General features: G+C 64.8%; 21 protein-coding genes. 10 read left to right on the top strand and 11 right to left on the bottom strand.

All coding sequences use genetic code 11. The features are described 5' to 3' along the window. Window positions 1–1,892: 1,892 nt before the first annotated feature. From B9Y95_RS18625 to B9Y95_RS18610, 4 genes are read left to right on the top strand one after another with little or no spacing between them, the layout of a single operon-like run. Complete coding sequence (locus tag B9Y95_RS18625) at window positions 1,893–2,192, top strand: hypothetical protein (protein ID WP_085514154.1); 300 nt, start codon at window positions 1,893–1,895, stop codon at window positions 2,190–2,192. Continuing rightward, window positions 2,189–2,536: a hypothetical protein gene (locus tag B9Y95_RS18620; RefSeq protein WP_085514153.1), complete on the top strand. Its 348-nt coding sequence runs from the start codon at window positions 2,189–2,191 to the stop codon at window positions 2,534–2,536. Before B9Y95_RS18625 ends, B9Y95_RS18620 begins: the two co-directional genes overlap by 4 nt. 38 nt (window positions 2,537–2,574) lie before the next feature. Further along, the gene (locus tag B9Y95_RS18615) at window positions 2,575–3,210 is read left to right on the top strand and encodes a DUF2510 domain-containing protein (RefSeq protein WP_085514152.1); all 636 of its coding nucleotides are present in this window, start codon (window positions 2,575–2,577) and stop codon (window positions 3,208–3,210) included. Window positions 3,211–3,246: 36 nt separating this feature from the next. Then, window positions 3,247–3,900 carry a PDDEXK family nuclease gene (locus B9Y95_RS18610; RefSeq protein WP_085514151.1) on the top strand — a complete coding sequence of 218 codons (654 nt, stop codon included), beginning with the start codon at window positions 3,247–3,249 and terminating at the stop codon, window positions 3,898–3,900. Window positions 3,901–3,986: 86 nt separating this feature from the next. On the opposite strand, the gene B9Y95_RS18605 is transcribed toward B9Y95_RS18610, so the two are convergent. Beyond that, on the bottom strand, window positions 3,987–4,472 hold the full coding sequence (locus B9Y95_RS18605; RefSeq protein WP_143736583.1) for a hypothetical protein: 486 nt from the start codon (window positions 4,470–4,472) through the stop codon (window positions 3,987–3,989). A 225-nt stretch (window positions 4,473–4,697) separates the two neighbouring features. Continuing rightward, entirely contained in the window at window positions 4,698–5,249 is a 552-nt protein-coding gene (locus B9Y95_RS18600; RefSeq protein ID WP_085514149.1) for a hypothetical protein, read from the bottom strand. Window positions 5,250–5,288: 39 nt separating this feature from the next. Between B9Y95_RS18600 and B9Y95_RS18595 the strand changes: the two genes are divergently transcribed. Continuing rightward, window positions 5,289–5,711: a hypothetical protein gene (locus B9Y95_RS18595; protein ID WP_085514148.1), complete on the top strand. Its 423-nt coding sequence runs from the start codon at window positions 5,289–5,291 to the stop codon at window positions 5,709–5,711. 321 nt (window positions 5,712–6,032) lie between these two features. Then, window positions 6,033–6,296, top strand: coding sequence for a hypothetical protein (locus B9Y95_RS18590; RefSeq protein ID WP_085514147.1), 264 nt, complete (start codon window positions 6,033–6,035; stop codon window positions 6,294–6,296). Between the two features lie 99 nt (window positions 6,297–6,395). Here the strand turns inward: B9Y95_RS18590 and B9Y95_RS18585 are convergent, their stop codons facing one another. From B9Y95_RS18585 to B9Y95_RS18560, 6 genes are all read right to left on the bottom strand, one after another. Next, on the bottom strand, window positions 6,396–6,764 hold the full coding sequence (locus B9Y95_RS18585; RefSeq protein WP_085514146.1) for a hypothetical protein: 369 nt from the start codon (window positions 6,762–6,764) through the stop codon (window positions 6,396–6,398). A gap of 604 nt (window positions 6,765–7,368) precedes the next feature. Then, entirely contained in the window at window positions 7,369–7,698 is a 330-nt protein-coding gene (locus B9Y95_RS18580) for a hypothetical protein (protein ID WP_085514145.1), read from the bottom strand. A 387-nt stretch (window positions 7,699–8,085) separates the two neighbouring features. Beyond that, complete coding sequence (locus B9Y95_RS18575) at window positions 8,086–8,415, bottom strand: hypothetical protein (protein WP_085514144.1); 330 nt, start codon at window positions 8,413–8,415, stop codon at window positions 8,086–8,088. Window positions 8,416–8,589: 174 nt separating this feature from the next. Further along, a complete protein-coding gene (locus tag B9Y95_RS18570; RefSeq protein ID WP_085514143.1) occupies window positions 8,590–8,820 on the bottom strand; it encodes a hypothetical protein in 231 nt (76 codons plus the stop codon). 327 nt (window positions 8,821–9,147) lie between these two features. Next, window positions 9,148–9,630, bottom strand: coding sequence for a hypothetical protein (locus B9Y95_RS18565; RefSeq protein ID WP_085514142.1), 483 nt, complete (start codon window positions 9,628–9,630; stop codon window positions 9,148–9,150). Between the two features lie 129 nt (window positions 9,631–9,759). Then, window positions 9,760–10,164 (bottom strand): DUF3846 domain-containing protein, encoded by a 405-nt coding sequence (locus B9Y95_RS18560; protein WP_085514141.1) that lies wholly within the window; start codon window positions 10,162–10,164, stop codon window positions 9,760–9,762. 317 nt (window positions 10,165–10,481) lie between these two features. Here B9Y95_RS18560 and B9Y95_RS18555 point away from each other — a divergent pair, with 317 nt between their 5' ends. Next, window positions 10,482–15,305, top strand: a complete 4,824-nt coding sequence (locus B9Y95_RS18555; protein WP_085514140.1) for an LPXTG cell wall anchor domain-containing protein — start codon at window positions 10,482–10,484, stop codon at window positions 15,303–15,305. 421 nt (window positions 15,306–15,726) lie between these two features. Here the strand turns inward: B9Y95_RS18555 and B9Y95_RS18550 are convergent, their stop codons facing one another. Together B9Y95_RS18550 and B9Y95_RS18545 are read right to left on the bottom strand one after the other, a co-directional pair. Then, window positions 15,727–16,371 (bottom strand): RES domain-containing protein, encoded by a 645-nt coding sequence (locus B9Y95_RS18550; RefSeq protein WP_159453457.1) that lies wholly within the window; start codon window positions 16,369–16,371, stop codon window positions 15,727–15,729. Then, the gene (locus tag B9Y95_RS18545) at window positions 16,368–17,159 is read right to left on the bottom strand and encodes a hypothetical protein (RefSeq protein WP_085514138.1); all 792 of its coding nucleotides are present in this window, start codon (window positions 17,157–17,159) and stop codon (window positions 16,368–16,370) included. Before B9Y95_RS18545 ends, B9Y95_RS18550 begins: the two co-directional genes overlap by 4 nt. Before the next feature lie 152 nt (window positions 17,160–17,311). On the opposite strand from B9Y95_RS18545, the gene B9Y95_RS18540 reads away from it, so the two are divergent. The 3 genes from B9Y95_RS18540 (at window position 17,312) to B9Y95_RS18530 (ending at window position 19,193) form a co-directional block, all read left to right on the top strand. After that, window positions 17,312–17,776: a hypothetical protein gene (locus B9Y95_RS18540; protein ID WP_085514137.1), complete on the top strand. Its 465-nt coding sequence runs from the start codon at window positions 17,312–17,314 to the stop codon at window positions 17,774–17,776. Between the two features lie 119 nt (window positions 17,777–17,895). After that, window positions 17,896–18,468, top strand: coding sequence for a hypothetical protein (locus B9Y95_RS18535; RefSeq protein ID WP_143736582.1), 573 nt, complete (start codon window positions 17,896–17,898; stop codon window positions 18,466–18,468). Between the two features lie 86 nt (window positions 18,469–18,554). Beyond that, entirely contained in the window at window positions 18,555–19,193 is a 639-nt protein-coding gene (locus tag B9Y95_RS18530; protein WP_085514135.1) for a hypothetical protein, read from the top strand. 43 nt (window positions 19,194–19,236) lie between these two features. Here B9Y95_RS18530 and B9Y95_RS18525 read toward each other — a convergent pair whose 3' ends face one another. Next, entirely contained in the window at window positions 19,237–19,794 is a 558-nt protein-coding gene (locus tag B9Y95_RS18525) for an SLOG family protein (RefSeq protein WP_085514134.1), read from the bottom strand. Window positions 19,795–20,151 lie beyond the last annotated feature (357 nt).

The following is a 20,151-nucleotide window of genomic DNA, read 5'->3' as shown; positions in this document are numbered from 1 at the left end:
GGAGCTTCAGCGGAGAATCGGGGTCATAATTGCGGCCTCATCGGGGGTAACGGTGTAATTTCACATTCTTGAATCAGCTGCATGGATCGAAGATTCATTGCTTGCGGCTGATTCAAGCGCCTCCGTTGGCCCCGGATAGACGGGGTTGGGCTGAATCATGGTTTGGAACGAAGTGGCACCATGATTCAGACCTGGAGCGCAGCGACGCAGAGGTTGGATACCGCTCTTGTATCCGACCTCGCTTCATCCCCGTCGCGACCGTGGGCACACGGTCGTTGTTGCTCTGCAGGCAGCGCGGAGCTCGGCTATGCCGTGCTCCTTTCCTTGGCAGCTTTCACCCGCGGCATCGCCGCATCATCGGGCGCGACGCAGGAGCGTCCGAGGGCCTCGCGACAGCCGTTCACGGCGTTCATGATGTTGCGCGAAGCCTCCGTGGAAGCATCTGCTTGGCGACGACTGTCGACACCTCTTCGGTCGCTCGGGTGGATGCCTGAGTGGGAGCAGCAGCGCTGCGACCTGGTCACCCGATCGTTGCCACCGCGAGGCGCGGGCGAAGCCTCTGTGCTCCCTGCGCCGAGTCACAGAATCGGCTACCTAATTCGTCCCTGGATCCGTCCCGGAGGCGCTGAAACCTCCGCAGTTCTGACTGCCCGTTCTCTCACCGACAGGTCCTTGGCCCCATCGATTTCGGAACCCGCGCCACTGTTGCACTCTCGATCCGCGGGTTCCGAAATTGTGGCGAACCGCCTGTTGCTCTCTCGGTCCCCTCGGCTCGAGATTCGGCACGAGTGTCGAATCTGGACGCTGCGCTCCATGCCGACGGGGCGTAGCCCCCGAGGACGGCTGTTGCTCGATCGGCTCCGCCGCGGCGACGGCCAGCAGCTGGTTCACCAGCAGTCGGCCGTCGCCCTGTTCCAGCTCACTCCTGCGGACAGAGGACAGCTCTGCTTCGTCGTTGATGCAGCCTCCTCGAAGGGGGCGGGGAGCGGCCTGTCGGCTTGCGCGCTCGGCACCGAATTGAGGGACCGGCCTGACACAACACCCTTGCTCGTTTGCTGGCGCTCGGGCGACCAGCGACGGAGGATCTGCGGCTGCGACGAAGGAGCGGAGCAGAAGACGACGGAGCTGGGGAGCTCGCGCGACAGCAAACGTAGGGCCCTCGTTGGCAGCGTGAATACGCTCCACGCTCCCGCCCCTCATGGCCCCTTCCAGGCGGTGGATCCGGTGAGCATCACCGGGAATCTGTGACCAATCCTTGGTCACGATACGGTCACCTGTGACCGGCTCCGGGCCGGATACGGACCGGCCCTGCAACCGCGAAACGAAGCAGCGGGCACGCAGTGACCGCCTGTTGACCACTCCGCGGTCTCGCTCTGGTCACCACTGCATTCCCGAGCGGCATCGCGAGGGATTGGGGCAGTGGTGACCGAATAGGGACCGGCTGTTGGTCACCTCGTGGCCGCTTCTTGGTCGATGCCGCAGTTGGTGCGCATCGGGGGGTGCTGATCGGGCCGGAACGGGCCGAGCTGTGGGTGGAATCTGGTCACCTGGCGGCGTCCGTTGCCGGATCGGGCGCGACGGGTACCCTGGAGGCGCGACGACAGTGACATTCGGGGGGGGGCGCAGTGGGACTGATTCACGAGCTGGGTGCGGGGATAATGCTGACGCTCGGACTCTTGATCGCCGCTCTGACGATCTTCATCGCTCTGGGTCTCGGACGTCAGTACAAACGCATGCGACAGAGCCTCCCTCGGGGGAAACGCGCTCGCGCAGACGCTGAGCTCCGTGTCCGGCTGCGCGAGGAAGGCTTCTCGAAGTACGAGGCCGAGGATGCAATCGAGACAGCGAGGTCCCACGATGATGTCTGATCCATCTGAGGAAGGGCACCGCGGATGCTGAACCGCTACATGCTCGCTCGGCTGCTCGGTGGTTTGCTTGGCCTCGCGGCGGGATATCTCGTCTGGCAGCTCTTCTGGGACACTGTGCTGTGGGAGCTACCGCACGACGCGCTCAATACCGCTCTGACCTCCGGCGCCCTTGTGAACCTCATCAGCATTGCTGCTGTGGCGCTGATCATGGTTCCGGGTCTGGCTCTTTCTGCGCTGGCCGAATTCCTGACGAAGCGGCTGACGCGGACATCCGCATCCGCGGACTCGATGGTTGATCAGCCCGAACGAGACGCCTCGCAGTGACTGACTCCTGGCTCCTCATCCTGATCCCGATCGGCATCGTTCTCGTGATCTGGGCAGCGGTGCAGTTCCTCGTCGGCAGCAGGCGAGTCGCTATCGGAGTCCTCGTCACCATGGTCCTGGTCTACATGCTCGGCGTCTGCGTCATGCTCTTCGGCGCGCCGCTGCTCGCGCAGCTCGATCCACCAGCGGATGACCTGACAGCGCCGTCCATCGGCGGCGGCATCTTCCAAGCGTTCGTCGGTATCTATGCCGCCGGACCGGCTATCGTCACGGCGCTCGTTCTTCTTGCCGGCTACTGGGTCATGGCCAAGCTCTCGCGCCGAGCCGGTCGAAGCGCTGAGTAGGAGGGTTGGCTCCACGCCCGTTCGCTAGGCTTCCGGCTATGTCTGACGCTCCTCCTCCTGGTTGGTATCCCGATCCAGAGGCCGACGGCATCGACCGTTGGTGGGACGGAGCCGCCTGGGGTCCGCGCAAGGCAGTGACCTCCATGGAGGCGCGTCGCCGAGCGGCGCGTGAGCTCCAGGAGGAGGAACGTTGGCGGGAGGAGATCGAGCGTGAGCTCGATGCCGAGGATCAGCGCAGCGCGACCAAGAAGAAGGACCGCGGGAAGCGCCCTCGTCGGGAGATCGTCTTCGGCGTCCTCGCAGCGGCGGCAGCCGTCATCATCGGGGTCGGCATCGTTGGAGCCGTTGCCCGCCAGGCGGCCGCGCCGCAGCTGTCCGCCGCATGCAGCAACGCGATGATCGCCGCAGAGAACGAACCGTCCGAGAGCGAGGTCGCCCTCCTCGCGACGTTCGACGAATGTGGCACGGCGGAGCAGTGGATCCTCGGCATCCAGGAACACCCGACGGCCGGCTCGTTCACGTCGTACTCTCGCGCCGAGGCGATCGACTTCCTCGACCTGGCTTGCGTCCGACGCGTCGACGCGGTGGTGTGCATGGACGCCGCCGCTCAGGGTCACCTGACGTATGAGCTCGATGACCCGCGTCTGGTAGAGCTGCAGACCCCTCGCGGCTGAACGCCGCGGTTCATGGGCTGTGAAATGATGCCACCCATGACCGAGAAGCCAGAGGACGCGTACGAGTACAGCGACGCAGACGGCGTGGTCGCCATGCGTCGGCGATTGGCGGACGGCTCCTTGGGGGACCCGCTTCATGAGCATGCGCAGCATGTGGAGGAGTCGCTGGTCGCGGCGCTCAGCGGCGACCCGGAGTTCCTCGGCACGCCCCTCCTGGTGATCGGTCGCGGCGTGCCGACGATCCCTGGGGAGACGATCGACCTGCTTGCTCTCGACGAGTTCGGCATCCTCCATGCCGTCGTGGTCGAGGAGGGGCCGGTGACGCTCGGGGCCGTCCAGCGGATCCTTCGACAGCGAGAGTGGCTCTCCGAGGTCACCGAGGAATCCATCCGGGAGATCTTCACCAGACATCAGCCGAAGTCGCTCTTCGACGAGGCTGTGCTCGTACGCCTCGGCACGATTCCGCGCTTCCTTGGCAGCGGGATGCACCGCCCAGTGATCGTATGCAGCAGATTCAACCCGTCGGTCTCGCTGGAGCTGAATCTGCTCGAGGAGGAGGGCGTCTCCGTCGCGATGATCGCGCTGCAGGAGTGGGTGGATGGCGATGACACCGTGCAGACGCGCTCGGTCTTCACACCTAGCCCGGTGTCCTACCTGGAACCCGACGATGAGGCAGACGTCGGCGATTGATGCTCGGCTGGCCTCTGCGGCGGCTGATCGGAAACGCGGAACCCCGCTGTGCGAACTGCGCAGCGGGGTTCTGTCAGCAAGACCGGCTAGAGGGACAACTCTTCTTCCGGAACACCGAGCTGATGACCGAGGTGCTTGGCACGGTTCCCGAGTTCGATGTACGCCAGTTCGGTCCAAGTCTCGCCCTGAGACGTCGCGAGACGGCTCGTCTGTAGCGACTGGACGGCAGCGCGCAAAGCCTTGATGGACTCTTCGGGTTGGTGGAGGCGCGAGACGGTCGAGAGGTTCAACCAGATGGCCGCTTGCAGAAGTGACAGGTTCTTGCTGGGCTCGTCGAGCAGTTCAATGGTCGAGTCTGCCGCGTGCCGCGCGATCACGCTCCAGCGAAGCCCTTCCGTGAGCTCATCCTCGAGGAAGTAGAGCGTTCCGAGGTTGAAGGCGACCGACGCGAGCACATTCATCCTCGGGTAGGTGCCACCCATCATCCGGATGTCCTTCCTGAGAGCCTCCGCATCGGTGCTCAGCGCCGCCGAAGGCGGGAGGTCAAAGTCGGTCGCGTACCGGATCGGCACACCGCTGTGGAAGGCGCCGTGGTCAGCCCAAGATGCGAAGAGTTCGTCAGAGTTCATACGCGCACGCTAGCGCGCCGACCTCCGCGCGGGAAGACGCTCCATCACCCAGTTCGGAGTTCGCAACGTAAAGTGTCGCTCCGAACAAGAATTGGCGTCTATCAGGTGAATCTTCTTAGGTGTTCGAGGCATCATCGACGTGAGGCTCGACCGTCCAAGCGACCGAGATCACTGCGACCCCTTCAGCCCCAGCGACGCAACCGCCTCGCGCACCTCTGCAGCGAAGCGCGCCCGGAAGTTCCCCAGCGGGAACGGGATCGCCTCGTCGTGCAGCAGCGGAGCCCCTGCCGCGACGAGGGCCGGCGCCAGCGCTCGGAACGTGGGCGCGTGGCAGATCACGATCCCGTCAGGGGCGAGGTCGAGGATCTCGCGGGTGCGCGCCGGCGCGTGCTCGAGGAGAGCCCGTCGGCGATCGCCGGAGGAGAGGTTGTTCACCGGGAAGGGCGCGAGGTCGATCAGCCAGACACCGTCATCGCGCAGCCGCGTGAGCCACGGCGTGCGGTCGTCACCGGTGGTGACCTTCGCGCCGTAGAGCGCGAGAATGACACCGCGGAACAGGTTGTCGGCGCGAGAGACCATCGGCGCGTAGAAGAAGCGGCGCTCCGTCGCCGCGGCCGCTCCGGAGTCGGGCGCCGACTCGGCAACCAGAAGGAGCTTCACGTGGGCCGGCTTCCACTGCAAGCGGAGCTGCTGGTACCAGGGTTCTTCGGTGAGCGTCACGGCCTCAGGGTATCGATGCCGCTCGGGATAATAGGGCTCATGCCCAAGTTCGTCACGCCCGTCGCTGTGCTCGCTGCAGTGGGCCTCCTGCTCACTGGCTGCTCCGGCGGTAACGCCGGCGACGGCCGCCCGTGCGAGACCGTTCCGCCAGAGCTGCTGAGCGCGATCGCCGAAGGAGCCAACGACGGCCCGGCGATCACGCCGGTCGCAGCCGGCGCCGTGAAGTCCGCCGAGCGCAGCGACGTCTACATCGTCGCCATGAGCTTCACCGTCGATGGCATCGAGGATGCGCAGGTCGGCACCTGGGGCATCGGTGGATCACTCACGCCTGGCTCCGGACCGTTGGTCGCGATCGACGGCTTCGCGGCCGAGTTCACCGTGTGGCCGCACCAGATGAACGGCGAGGAGTTCTCGGTGACCGAGGACGGCGTCGACGAGGCGAAGGCCTGCCTCGAGGGCTGAGCTCGGCGCGAAGCATCTCTGGCCTTGTGGATAACTCAGCGCCCGGCCGGGACCAATCAGCGAGACTCGACCCATGATGACGCCGCAGTCCATCAGGGACCGATACGCCGAGTTCGTTGCACGACAGATCGCAGGTGGAATCGAAGACCCCGCAGGTCTCCTCGAGGGGTCGCTCGACGTGCTCGACGACATCATCGCGGGACGCGAGACGGTGCTGGCTGCCCGTGGTCGACTCGGCGGCCATGACCACCCCGTTTCGACGCCCGTCAGTATGGTGGATTGCACGGGCCGGGGGTCGGCCCGTGCAGAAATGGGGGAACCATGTCCAATGCTCGAACCAAGGTCCACCGCGTCCTGACGACGTTTGCCGTCTCCGGAGCGCTGCTGGTCGGCGGTGCTGTCACGGCGCCAGCCGCATCCGCGATCGAATACGTCAGGGTCACCGGCGACACCTTCCTCGTGTGCGCACTGAAGCGCGCGCAGAAGATCAACCAGCTGGAGAAGCTCGGCTACGCCGTCGACGCCGGCGGCTGCTCGCAGATCCTGACCGTGCACGTCGCGAAGATCGCGTACTGGAAGAAGTAGCAAGCAACGACGGCTGAGCTTCAGCTCAGCGACCAGAGGGACGAGCCCACCCTGTATCGGTAGGCTCGCCCCTCTGCGCGGTTCACGCGAGATGGCGGGCTAGAACGCCTGCTTGTCGAAGCCCTCCGGCGCCGAGTGCAGCGGGTCCTCCCACTGAAGCCCACCGGCCACGGCGCGCGCCAGCGTCTCAAGGTCGGTGCCGAAGTAGCAGTACCCGTGAATGGTGTCGATCTGCTGGTGTGGTCGCATCACGACGAGTCGCCAGTTGTAGAGCATCTTCCAGGCCTCGACGACGTAATCGTCCGTCTCCTGCAGGCGGAAGCCGTTGTCGATCCGGACGATGCGCCCGGGGTCGATGTCGGGATCTCGATGGAGAGCTGACTCCAGCTCGTCGAGCACCTCACCAGAGGATCGCATCGCGAGTCTGATGGTGTCGGCGTGCGCGTCACGCTGGGATGTCGACCTCATCGGACCACCGTATCCTCCGGTCGACTGCAACATCTTCGACACTATGCGCAATTGGATCGCTCCGGCCAAGGCGCCCGGGCACCCAAGCCCCACGGGCAGGCGTCCAGCGGGGTTGTACACGCCATACTTACGGCTAGGGAGGCAAATTCGGCCTCCGGGCACGGAAAAGTGCCTCAAACGGGCGTTTTCTTGGGTCACCGTCAGCGCCAAACGGTACGATGGACCCAGCAACGCAAAAGACCCCTGTTGGTAGATCGCCAATGGACTTGGGTCAGCGACAACAAGGGTCTGAGCGGAATTTCGTGGTGGAGATTCGCTTTGATCTTAACCCTTCTCACTGGGAAGACGTCAACTCGTCTGCCCGGGAGAAGGGGTGTCGTGCGGTGCGGAAAGGCCGATCGTGCCTATCAAGAGAATCCCCCTGAAACCTGTGAACCCCCGGACGCCGATGCGTCCTGGTGAGATCAGGATCGTCATCCGCCCGCGATAGCGAACGGATAGACCGACGCGCGTGAGCTCGTCGGTCGAAAGAAGAAGACCCCGAAGCGCGTAATGCGCTTCGGGGTCTTCTCGTTGGGACTGGTGCCGTCGACGGCAGCTCGTCTCAGAAGTAGTAGCCGCGGATGACACGAACAGCGTCGAGGCATTCGTCTGCCGAGAGGGTTGCGAGCACCACGCCGCCATCCGAGACCAGCTCGATGTCGTCGGCACTCTCCGTTCGACGGGTCACAGCGATGAATCCGTGGGGGATGCCGACCCAGGCGTGAACGGCGTCCTCTTCGGCCGCGCTGTTGATGACGTCCTGGAGCGTCTGGGCGAGGCCCAGTGCGTCGCCGTCGTGAAGGGTCATCCCCAACGAACGGATGGTCAGGTCGACGCCGACGAGTCCGTCGGCAGCGTTCTTGATGGTGGTGGTGCTGGTGTTGACCGTCATGGCGGCCCCTTCTTGCGCATGCTGCCGCGGTAGATGTGGTCTGTGGAATGAAGAGAGCCGCACGTAGGAGCATCTGCTCGCACGTACGGCTCTCGGTGTTGCGGGTGATTCAGACAGGGTCGCCGGCGGTGCTTCTCGCTGGCGGAGGAGTGCGTGCGGATCGCTTGCGGCTTGGCTGCGGGACGCGGGGGAGGCGTTGGGCGGCTGCTTCTCACGGGATTGCGCACGGTCGAGTTCTTCGGCGACATCGCGGCTGGCCGCGGCGACCCTGTCGGTCTGTGGTCGAACCGGTGACGGCTCGAGGTGGATGGGTGGGATGTTGGAGCCGATGCCCGACCGGTATGACCAGCCGATCGGGCACCGGAGTTCGGTGAGAGGTGGGGTTCCTCAGGCGGCGACGGGCAGCTCGACCTCGAACGCTTCGATCGCCTTGACAGCGTCGCGCAGCTGACCGTCCGTGAGCAGGGCCGTGACGACACCGCCGAGCAGCAGCTCGGTGTAGTTCTCGTCGTCGGCGTCGCGACGCAGGGTCAGGACCGCGTTCTGGGTCGGCATCTGCAGCTCGAGGTCGTTGTCGAGCGAGCGCTCCATCATGCCCATGAGGCCGGCGAGCGTCGTGGCTTCGCCGAGGTCCATCGAGATCTTCACGAAGTCGATCGAGAGTTCGACGGCGGAGGTGGCAGTGCTCGAGGGCGCAGCGATGATGGCGATGCTCATGATGGTTGCTCGATTCTGCGCAGCTCAGCGCGTTCGGATTCTTCTGTCACAACCGGCCCCGGATCGGCTGTGCCGATCCCTTCTGTCGGGAGGTCTAGCTACAGGACGAGAAGACCCCCGCTGCCAGCGACGGCGAACGGGGGTTTCTCGGTTCAGTGGCTCGGAGCGAGCTGGTTAGATGCGGGTCTCGTCGACGAGGAGGATGAGGCTGTCGCCGGGATCCTGGTCGCCGGCGCGCTTCCACACCGCACCCGCGACGGGCACGCAGAAGAGCCAGACTCCGTCGGCGCGCAGGCGCCACAAGCCGAACTCGGCCGCGGACCCACCTCGATAGATACCGGGGACCAGCGCGCGCGGTGCTGCGGCACCGTTGCACGGCGCGGTCGTGGTGGTGGACGTAGGCATGGCAGCTCCTCGGTGGGTTCAGGATCAGATGAAGGTGACGCGGCCGTCCGCGTAGCGGAGCATGTAGTGGCCGTCGGTCGTGATCGTCACGAGGACGTTCTCGCCGGTCTTGGTGCGGTGCATTCCTGCGGTCATGGTGCTGTTTCCTCTCTGAAACGACGATCAACGACCTGAGGGGAAGTCCTTCTGGTCACAACATGTCCCGGAGACGGCTTCGCCGGCTTGGTTTCGAACCACGGTTACCAGTGCTCTCGGCGCTCACCCTCGGCGGTCAAAGCAATGACCCCTGTCACCATGCGGCGTCAGGGGTCATGTGGTGCGTTCGGGCTAGAGGTCGGCAACAGGAAGCGTGACCTCTTCGTGGAGGCTGATGCTGACTGTCTTGTACTCGCTCGGAAGCTCGACCAGCGCTGCGACCGCCGCACGGCCCTCGTTCTCGTCGATCCGCGTGTGTACGAGGATCACGGTCTTGAGACCCGGGAGGGCCTGACCGAGGATCGTCCTGCTCTCCACGAGTTCGTGCATGAGCGGCGCCATCGACGCCGATGCGCGCGATGCGTCATCGAAGATGATCGCCTTCGCCCCTTGCAGGCCCGGATCAACGTGAACCGGGCCGCTGTCGCGCCTCGGCAGGGCGAGGATGTCGCCGTCCTGCCAGGCGCTGACGATGACGTAGTCCGATCCACGCGACACCAGCTCCGACTGGAGGTCCGCGAGGGCACCTCTCCCAGGAGGCGTCGAGACCACGAGGTTCGAAGGGTTGACCGCTTGGGCGGCGACAGCAGGATCGAAGAAGGTGAAGGGTGCCATGGGAGATCTCCTGTGTGGTCGAGAGGATTGCTTGGTCAGAGATGTTCCCGGAGGCGGCTCCGCTGGCTCGGTCTTGGGGGGGGGCTGCAGTCGTCGACCCCGAGGTCCGGTTGCTGCCGAGGAACCGCGTCAGCTCACCGGGTAGCCGAGGCGAGCCAGAAGCTCGATGGCGCTGTCAGGTACGTCGGCTTCGGAGTCACCATCGTCCATGTCGACTGACGCATCGATGCCCATGAGTACGACGTCACCGACGATGAGATCGCCGGGTTGCAGCGGAACCGCGAAGTGGTGGATGAGCCGGATCGCGATGTCGTTGCGCGGCTTGCCCTTGAGCTTGCCTTCCTCGTCGAGGACCATCGACAGATCCGGCGCGATGTCAAGGATCTCGATGAAGCCGCCGACGGCTCGCTGGAGTGTGAGTAGCGCGTCGGAGGTGGGGACCTCGATCAGCTCGAGTCTCTCGTCGGTGGTGATCCGCAGCGCCTTCCGGGTAGCGGCCGGCGCAGCGGGGGACGTGTCGTGTGGCGTGTCCATGGGGTTACCTCTTTCTGTCGGAGGTCATCCCGGCGCCAGCGCTGCTGGGGCTCGTGCTCTCGTGTGAGAGCCCGGTTGCGCGAACGCTACTGGCTGAGGTCGAGCGAGTTGATGCGCCCCGGCTCGTTGAGACATTCGGGCGTCGACCTCCGGCTGGGCGCCCGTGCGCCCGACAGGCGTCATGTATCGGCGTTTTCCCTCATAAATCAGGCGAAATGCTCTCTCAGTGCCTTGAATCCGGTTAGGCTGGGCAGGTGCCCTGGCCGCCGCAGAATCCACTCGGCGACCGGGCTCGTTCACAGTAGAGAGGGGAACAGATGCGCAACCAGAAGCTCGGTGCCGCAGATTCGAGTTCGAGACGAGGCGCGCTTCGTCGTGTCGCCAAGGGCGGAGCTCGTGCGGCGCTGGCCGGCGCTCTGGCCCTCGGACTCGCTGTCACCGGATCCGTCTCGGCGTTCGCTGCCGATGGCATCGGCGGCGGAGGTGTCGGTGGCGGCGGCGGTTCCGGTGGTATCGCGAGCGAGTACTGGCTCTACACCGGCGACACCTTCGTGAACGGCAGTCCCGCCCAGGGCTGGGGTCAGACCTCGATCGACACCTTCGCGACGGCCATGGAGTCCCAGGGTGGGTGGGCAACCGGGGTCGGTGGCAACCGCACGGGCATCAACCAGGCGTGCGGGACCGCGATCAACCAGGCGATCGCTCGCAGCAACGGTGCCGCATCGCAGGCGCGCGTCATCCAGGTGGGTGTCGCGCTCGACTGGAGCGGCGGCACCGCGTGGATGGGCTGGGGTGGCAATCAGGGGGCCATGGCCGCCTGGTACCAGGGCCTCACTGAGCGCAGCTACTGGCAGGCGATGCTCCCGGCCTACGACGCATCGGCTCAGGCCGCCGTCTACAACACCTTCATGGCGAACATCCCGCCGAACCCGCGCATCGTCTGCGTGGCTCTGAACAACATCGAAGCCGTCCCGGAGTACGACCTCGCCGTCTCGACCGACAAGGTGGGTGCGTTCGCGCTGGCGGGTACGACGACGACGGTCCGCGACACGATCAACACCAGCACTTCATCCTCCATCCGCGAGAACATCACCGCCACCGTGCGTCTCAACTGGGGTGGCGTCGAAGGAACGCGGAAGAGCGCGACCAAGAACGTCGTCGTCTCCAACTCGGGATCCACGCTGTCACCGACCTTCGCACCTGCCGACCTCGGATGGACGAGCTGGCCCTCGGGCAAGTTCTGGTTCGACGTCAGCATCACCAAGCAGGGCAAGATGAAGGCGGCCGTCAGCCACGCCGGCGAGAACGACGCACGCGAGAACTGGGCCGTCGGGCCCGTCGCTCCGACGAAGCAGCTCACGAGCGGCAACCCGGCTGATCCGCTGAAGAACGCCGAGGTCCTGGCCTCGGGCATGTTCTACAACGCCGAGATCACCGCGAGCACGAACGGGTTCACGAGCTCGATGTCGATCACCGACACGATCGGGACCGACAAGGTGTGGATCGGATCCCAGACGGCGGACGTTCCATCGGCCGCCTACATGGTCGATCCCAACGGCGCGAAGGTCGCTGGCGCTACGGTCACGGTCACCCGCTCAGGCGGCAAGGTCATCGTCGAGGGCACCGTCACCAACATCCCCGACACGTTCCAGTCGCGCCAGTACAAGCTCATCGTCCCCACGTTCGTGCTTCCGACCGAGACCGACTACATGGTCGCCGACGACTCGAAGGTCTGCTACACCGCGGCGAAGAACAGCTGCGCGGCGGGCAACAGCGCTCAGATCCGCAAGGTGACGCCGAAGCCCGACAAGGTGTGGCTCCTGGACCCTGAAGGTGGCCTGACCACTTCGGACCCCGGCCAGACGAACCAGCAGGGCGCCGACAACAAGGTCTTCCTGATGGGTGACGAGGTGAGCGCCGTGGTCAACGGCCGCATCCCGGCGAACCTGGCCGAGAACCTCTCGACCTACAAGATCATCGACGACTGGACGCAGGCCGGTCAGTACGTGGACTTCAGCGACAAGTCGCTGGCGAAGGTCTACGCCGAGACAGCTCCCGGATCGGGCAGCTGGGTGAGCGTCACCAATCAGTTCGACATCGACATCACCGGTACCGTCACGACCGCGACGGCGAAAGCTAGCTACCTCGCTGCGACGAAGGGCCTCAGCGCGGATCGGAAGATCAAGCTGATCGTCTCGGGGGCGTTCCGCACCGACTTCGACACCGCCGGCGAGGTCGTCTCGCTGGTCAACGCCGGCTCAGAGGTCTGGAACAACGAGACCATCGAGACCAACGAACCGCCCGTCTACACCTGGACGCCGAACCCGAACAAGCAGGTCCTCGGCTCGGGCGATGAGTCAGGCGACAGCACGCACGGCGACATCAACGGTTCGACCGTGTGGCCTGGGCAGAAGCTCGAGTACTCCATCGGCGTGGACCTCCGTGTCCCCGCCGGTACCGCTCGCGGTATCAAGAGCCTCGCGGTCGAGGACGTGTACGACCCGTACTTCACGCCCGACAAGGGCTCCATCGAGTTCTGGGACTCCCGCGATACCGCGAACCCGAAGCCGATCCCGCGGAGCCAGTACACGCTGGTGGTGGACGAGGAGAAGCACATGTTCACCGCGACCTTCACCGACGAGTGGCTGGCGAACAACGTCAGCACTTCCGGAGCGAACTCCGAGTGGCTGACGCAGGGGTGGCTGACGCTGCGCTTCACGGGCACCGTCAAGAAGGACATCGCCGAGGGCAGCACCGTCGTGAACCAGGCGTTCCAGATCGTCAACGACGCTCGGACCGGGACCGAGATCCCAACCGTGGAGATCCCGACCCAGACGCCTGACAAGGAGAGCCTCAGCTCGGAGCAGAACGACATCGACGGCAAGACCGTCGTCAAGGGCGATGTGATCCTCTACCGCCTGACGCTGGACGCGAACCCCGGTCGCGATCAGCTCGCCTACAACGTGCACAAGCTCGGGATGGTGGACGACTTCGACGAGGACTTCCTGACGCTCGACCCGGCGGCGATCCGCGTCACCGAGAAGACAACGGGAGCCGACGTCACCGCGCAGTTCAACGTGCAGGTCATCGACGGCGTCGCCTACGTCTTCGCGAAGCAGACCGACACGACGAGCATCTTCGGCGGAACGATCGCCGGCGACCCGCAGCCTGCAGACCTGGCCGCATACGACCAGGCGCCCATCCTCCCGCTCGAGCACCCGATCATCGACCAGTCGCTGCTCGGGAAGCAGTATTGGATCACGCTTCCGACCGTGGTGACCAAGGAGCAGGACGGGTACGTCATCGAGAACCAGGCGCGCCAGAACATCCAGAACACCTACAAGGCGACGAAGATCGTCTCCAACCCCCTGAAGGAGATCGACCCCAGCAAGGACGTCGTCATCTCGGACGATGGCGAGGAGACATCGGTCGACGCGACCGAGATTCCGATGTACTCGGAGTTCAACTACCGGCTGAACAGCTCGGAGATTCCGGGCAACCGGGCGTACGCAGCGAGCCAGTGGTCGATGAGTGACACCTTCGACCGAGCTCACGATGAGTACACCGGCGTCTGGGCGATCTACGCGAACGCCGACGTCTATGACGGCACCACCCTGCTCGCAGCAGCGGGGGAGCTGCTGCAGGACTCCGCTGGACGTGAGGGGGCTGCCCTGAAGGGGCTCTTCGACGTGACCTTCGATGAGTCGAGCTACACGCTCAGCGTCACCGCGACGCAGAAGTTCCTCGACCTCGTCCAGACCCGCAGTGACCTCGCGGCCGCGTTCTCCGTCTACACGAAGATGGTGCGCATCGCACCGTCCGACCGTGTCGAGAACACGGTCTCCGAGAGCTACAACGACGTCCTGCGCGAGTCGAACACCGTCTGGACGAACACCATCGAGCACCCGTCCGTGGAGGTGAAGAAGTTCACCCTCGACGAGGGTGAACAGGAGGGCGATCGCAACGACGTCGACGAGGCGTACCCGCTCTCCAAGGAGCAGCTGGCCGACGAAGTGCTTCCGGAGGATGCGGCGGCAGACGCTGTGGCGAAGCAGCACGGTGTTGAGGTGGGCATCCGCTTCAGCAACACCGGCGATGTTCCGCTCACGAACGTCCAGTTCGCCGACATGACTCACGACGGCCGCTACGGCGACGTGGAAGGGCTCGTCTGCGCGATCCCCGACAACGCAGCGCCAGGCATCCCCGGAATCATCCAGGGAAACGAAGCCGTGGGAGCAGACGAGGACGGCCTCGTGTGGGTGCTTCCCTCTGCGATCACCGAGCTGAAGGTCAAGCAGACGGTCGACTGCAAGGGCACGCTGCGGGGCATGGAGCCCGGCATGGTCCACGGTGACACCGTGGTCGTCACTGCTGACTCCATCTTCTCCGCGACCACGGTGAAGGCCGAGGATGCTTGGTTCGCCGCGGCAGCCTCAGCCCCTGCGCTCGAGATCGTGAAGTACACGCTCAGCGAAGGCCGCGACGCCGGCGACCGGAACGAGTCCAAGAACGCGCTGGTGCTCACACACGACCAGGCGAAGAACGGTGTCCAGATCGCCTTCGACGTCACCAACACCGGCGACGAGCGGCTCACCATCACGGGCTTCGAGGACCTCACGGACGAGAGCATGACCGGCAAGGTGGAGGACATCCACTGGCTCGACCCCGTACCAGAAGCAACCGACGCTGCCTCTGACCCGGTCACCACTGATGACACCACAGAGACCGAACCCTCTTCGGGCGAGGGATCATCAGAGCCGGCGAAGCCGGTCACGGTGGAGATCGCTGGACAGCGCTACCTGGCTCGTCCGATCAGCGAGCTGGTCACCCTGGCCGCTGGTCAGAAGGCGCTTCTGGTGGGCACGCTCACCGGCGTCGAGCCGGGCACGTCACACGCGGACACGGCAACCGTCACGTCCGTTGGCGCCTACTCAGGCACGGAGGTCGTCGACAATGACAGCTGGAACGCGTCGCTGCCTGCGATCCCGCCGATGGGTGGAGCCGTCACCGGTGACCCGTTGTCGCTCGCGAGCTCGAGGCTGTGGCTGTTCGGCGGCGCCGGCGCGCTGTTGCTGGCGGCCGCGGTGCTCGGCTGGGGTATCCGTCGGCAGGAGATGCAGGCACGGGAGACCGGCCGGTGACTCTCGCACAACAGGCGATCGTGATGTGCGTGCTTGCCGTTCTCCTCCTGGCGGCCTGGTTGGTCCTGATGCTGGTCCCCGAAGTACGGGCACTGGTCATCCCGGCGGAGATGGAGTCCCGACTCCAAGGGCTCCTGAATCAGTGACAGTCAGGAGATGAGAAAGACGAAACCCCCGCTGCAAAAGCAGTGGGGGTTTCGTCTACAGTGTCACGTCTATTCAGTTGTACAGGTCGGTTCTTCTCAGGAACCGACCCAGGTTCGTCCCTGTGGCGAGTGTGGCACGATCAGATCGCCCGTGGCAAGGGTCGGAGACTCTCGTCCATGCCGACGACAGAACCCCGCTCTCGAAGGAGCGGGGTTCTGGTGTTCGTGGGGGAACGAACGGAGGCGACGCTACCACTCAACGCCGAGCTGCTCGTTCACACCCTGACGACGTCGTACGACTTCAGGTAGTCCACGGCGTCCTCGACGAGCCAGTTGGCCTGATCGTCCGCCAGCGACACCCACAAGCGCGGACGTTTGGGAAATGCATCCAGGACCTTGACCCGGAGGAACAGCGTCACCATCGGCTCGTTGGTGATCGACGACTGGTGGTACAGCCCGTCGATGTCTCCACCGAATTGCGCGAAGATCGCCTGTGCCCACGCTTGGGTGTTCGCCTTGTCGTCCATCATCATCGACGCGGACGCACCGTTCTGCACCGGCCAGGTGGAGGTGAGGTCCAGTAGCTGCAGCTCGCGAGACGGTTGCCAGGCGGCGATCACCGGGCCGTCAGCATCGCGATCGATCATCCTGGACTCCTGGAAGACCTCGGCGAAGGCGGTGTTCGCTGTCGTCGCCGTGTACATCACACCGGCACCAAGGTGATGCTGTGCAGGCGGCGGGTGCGGGTCGAATCTCATTTTCGGCGCCGGCCCCCAGTGGCGAAGCTCGTTCCATTGGGACGGGTGAGCGTTCTTCGTACTGAAGATGCGCCAGAGGACATCACCGAACGCCCTGACGTGAGCTGATGGATTGATCGTGAGGGACGCGGGCGGAACGGCCGGGACCTTGCCACCGTTCACGACAGCAAGTACCCGTCGAGGATGTCCAGGACGGCCTGCTTGTCGCCGCCCTGCTGCAACCAATCACGCGGCGTCACCCGGTTGTCGTCGATGTGCAGGCTCCGCTGAGGTGTCGTCATGAATCCCTGGACCGTCGCCGCGTGCATCCCCTTCGGGATCGCGGAGATGATCGCAGCGAGGTGGGGCAACGCTGCGGGCTTGGTCGAGTCCGTGAACTGCCACGCTGGGTAGAGACGCTTTGCTCCGACCTTGATGCTGTACAGCTGGTCCTTGCTCTGACGGTGTCGGACGCTCGACGCGTCGATACCGAGCATGTCGGCGACCTCCTCGGTGCTCATCGCGTCTGCAATCACGCTGAGCCGGGTCTTGCGCTCACGCGCTGCGAGGTCACCGCGAGCAACGCGAGCCTCCACCTCAGCCAGGCGCTCCGCGGTCATCGTTCCGGATTCGACCAGGAAGCGAGCCTGATCCTCTGTCATCGCACCGCCGGCCGACGGGCGCGTCTCGATGATCTGCGCCGACTCGGTGAGCAGGGAGAGGATCAAGTCTTCACTCAGGCCGCGTTCGTTGGCGGCTGCCACGAGGATCTCAACGCCGTGGCGAACGCCCTTCGTGTTCATCGTCAGCGGGGCACCATTCATGACGTGCTTGTAGAGCAGGTGGCTGGACCCGGAGGGGGTGTGCGCGAGGATGTCGCGGAACTGCCCGGCGCTGGTGGTGGTCTCACGGATTGCTCCGCCGGCCTTTGACACGATCGAATGATCGGTGGAGGCTGTTTGCTTCGACATGGTGACTCCTTCTGGTGTCTCGAACATCGGATGCACTCTCAATCTTACTTCGGATTCTGCGTGTAAGGGGTGGATGGCGGCTCAGATTCTGAGCCGCGAATGATCCGCAACCCAGGGTTGCGCAACGGTGGGTTGCGCGCTAGCGTGGACTCATGACGACGACTCCTCCGGCGGCTACGCCGCGCGACGGCGACTGGCTCGCCGCGCTCTGGTATCGGGACTGGACCGGCCGCGACGCCGCCGAGACGGACGCCGCAGCAGCGCGCCTGGAGGGCGCCGGACTCGCGCCGATAGACGTCCAGGAGGTGCTTCGCGATCTGGGGACAGGTCGCTCCGCCTCGAGCTACGAGGCACTGGATGACGAGGGGCAAGCCCTCATCGCGATCGAACTGGACACGATGGCCGCACTCCTGCGTGAGATTGCAGCCGAGTTCCGCTCAGACGCGATCCGGCGGATGGCCGAGGAACGTCCGATCGCCGTCATCGCGACCCGCCTGGGACTCACTCGTCAAGCCGCATCCCGGTCGGCGAATGCCGACCCGCGTGGGCTCACGACGTTCGTCTCGAGAGCGATCGCCGACGCACGCAAGTCATTCAACAACGGGGGAATCCTATGAGCACGATCAGTCAGCCACACCAGCACCCGGCCCAGATGCACGGCAGTCCCCGCTGGCTCTACGTGGGCGGCGTCCTCCTGCAGATCTCCACGGCAGTGTTCGCCGTCGCTGGTCTGCTCATGCTGCTGATGCCGGGATTCGAGACAGTGAGCCTGTTGCTATTCGCCGCGGCACTGGTGTCCTACCCCGTCGGGGGACGGCTGCGAGCTCGATCCTGGTGGCACGTGTCGTGGCGAGCGCAGAAGACCGCGGTGGAGCCACTCTGGATCCCGGTGACAGCCGACGTCGTGACCTTCGCACTGATCGCCCTGCTGGTGATCATCGTTGGCTCCTTTGGCACGATCGCGCTTCTCTCCGCTGGGGCGTTGGTCGCCTACTTGGCCGGCGGCCAGGCGATGCTGCACCTGTTCATCCTTCGGCACCCGGAATCCTCGGTTCGCTCACGCCGCATGAACCTCGTCCGGACTTCGGTCTTCGCCGCCGGCCTGGTGGCGATCATCGCGACGGCGCTCGTGACGGCGCGGCCGACTGAGCCGTCGCCAGGCGGCTTCTGGTTGCTGATCTACGTCGCCGCGATGGTCTTCGGCATCGTCGTGCAGCACTTCACCAGTGGTCTGCGTGGCACGCTTCCCTCTGCTCCGAAAGGGGAGGAGATCGTGGCGATGGCCCCAGGAACCAGCGAGAACCGGTGACCCCAATGGGGCTCGCGACGCTCTTGTTCTCGACCCTACGATGATCAAGCGAGCGGGGGTCGCTCTCGACACGTCTGGAGTTCAACATGGGAACGCGTCACAAAGGCGTCTCGAGGAGGCGGGCTACACTCATCGCCATCCTCTCCTTCGCTGTCGGCATCGTCGGTGCGACAACGTCGACAGCCGCAGGCGGCTTCCTCCAGGATCTTGCAACGGATCAACGACGAGCGGCCGAGGTCGACGCCTTCGGCAGTGCATCGTGTCCGGATGAGTGGCGACCGTCTCGGCCAGACGCGGAGAACCTCGACATTCTCGTGCGCGCCTCCCCGGAGGACTGTTGGACGAGCAGCGTCGCCGTGGGTGAATCCAAGACGGTCGACGTGGTCGTACGCTACAGCAACTACACCAAGGACACGATCAAGGATGTCAGCCTCCACGGCTGGATCCCTGACGGCGTAACGCTCGTAGCATCCTCGACCTACCTGAGCAACACCACGAACCCGAAGGGGTACCTGGTTGCAAACGACTCGATTCTGGTCGATGGCGTCAACATAGGTGACTACGACCCCAGAGGCGTCGCGTATGTGAAGTACACCATCCAAGTCACCGAAGACTATGCACCCGTCAACTGCGGACCCAACATGTTCTCTGCCGCCATTCGGCAGAGCTATCCATCTGGCACGGTCTGGTCCACTGCCGGGGTGATCACCAAGCGCGAGTGTTGATCACACGCAGCTGAGATCGCCCGGGGAATGGTGCGCAGACGCCTCATCTTCCTGAGGGGGAGAGCGCGCTGGAAGCGCGCCGGGAGACGACGGTGGGAGAGATCTGGAAGATCGGGATCCCCTGCTTCTCGGCGAACCTGACAGCGTGACCCGTGCCGCCAGACGAGCCATCCCAGACGGCGAGCAGGAGCTGCGCCGGGCGAATCATCCCCTCGTTGCGCAGCTGCATCGCACGCGGCGAATACTCGTCCGCGTAGACGTTCCTGAAGTCGGCACGGGCCACCTGCTCGTGCCAGAATTCGACATCCGCGGCCGCCGGCCACTGCGACGCCTGGGTCATCACGGGGATCTCCGCGACGAAGCTGATCCGGCCCGGGAATCGGTCGCGCATGGCCAGGATCGCCCTCGACCAGATCGTGTCAGCCCCGAGAGCTAGACCGGAAGACAGTCTCAGGTGCCGGTGCTGCGCGAGCCCGGTCGTGATGATGTGCTCGAGCCATGCCTGCAGCTCCACGTAGAACGGGTGAGTCAGGTCGTAGCCGGCCAGCTTGTTCGGCCGGTGACCCGTCAGGGCGATGTGGAAGGTCTCGTCGGTGGTCATGGGGCTCCTCGAATGGTGTCTACCGTCGGCGTCGACACAGCGTCCACACCTTCGGACGCCTCCCGAGGCGGCTCGGGCCGCCTGCTCTTGTTAGGGGTATCCCTGAGAGAAGAGGGGCGAGACGCGGCCGGGCGCTGTCCAACCCGTGGCCGGAAGGTGGACAAGCCGCGGACAGCCGTGTGGCGGAAACCGTGTGTGACCTGGGATTGGTCAAGATACGACACGCATCCGGCCAGGAAGTGACCAGAACGTGACCGAAAAGGGGTCATGTCACTTGTTTGGGGGATTGGTGCGCATATAAGCTCGTTTTCGAGCCAAAACGTAACATCACATCGAAAACACAGCACACATGAGAAA

The sequence above is a fragment of the Plantibacter flavus genome, from assembly GCF_900177615.1.
GTDB lineage: Bacteria > Actinomycetota > Actinomycetes > Actinomycetales > Microbacteriaceae > Plantibacter > Plantibacter flavus.
Note: the sequence above shows the minus strand (reverse complement) of the source record. Positions and strands in the feature narration are given on the sequence as shown.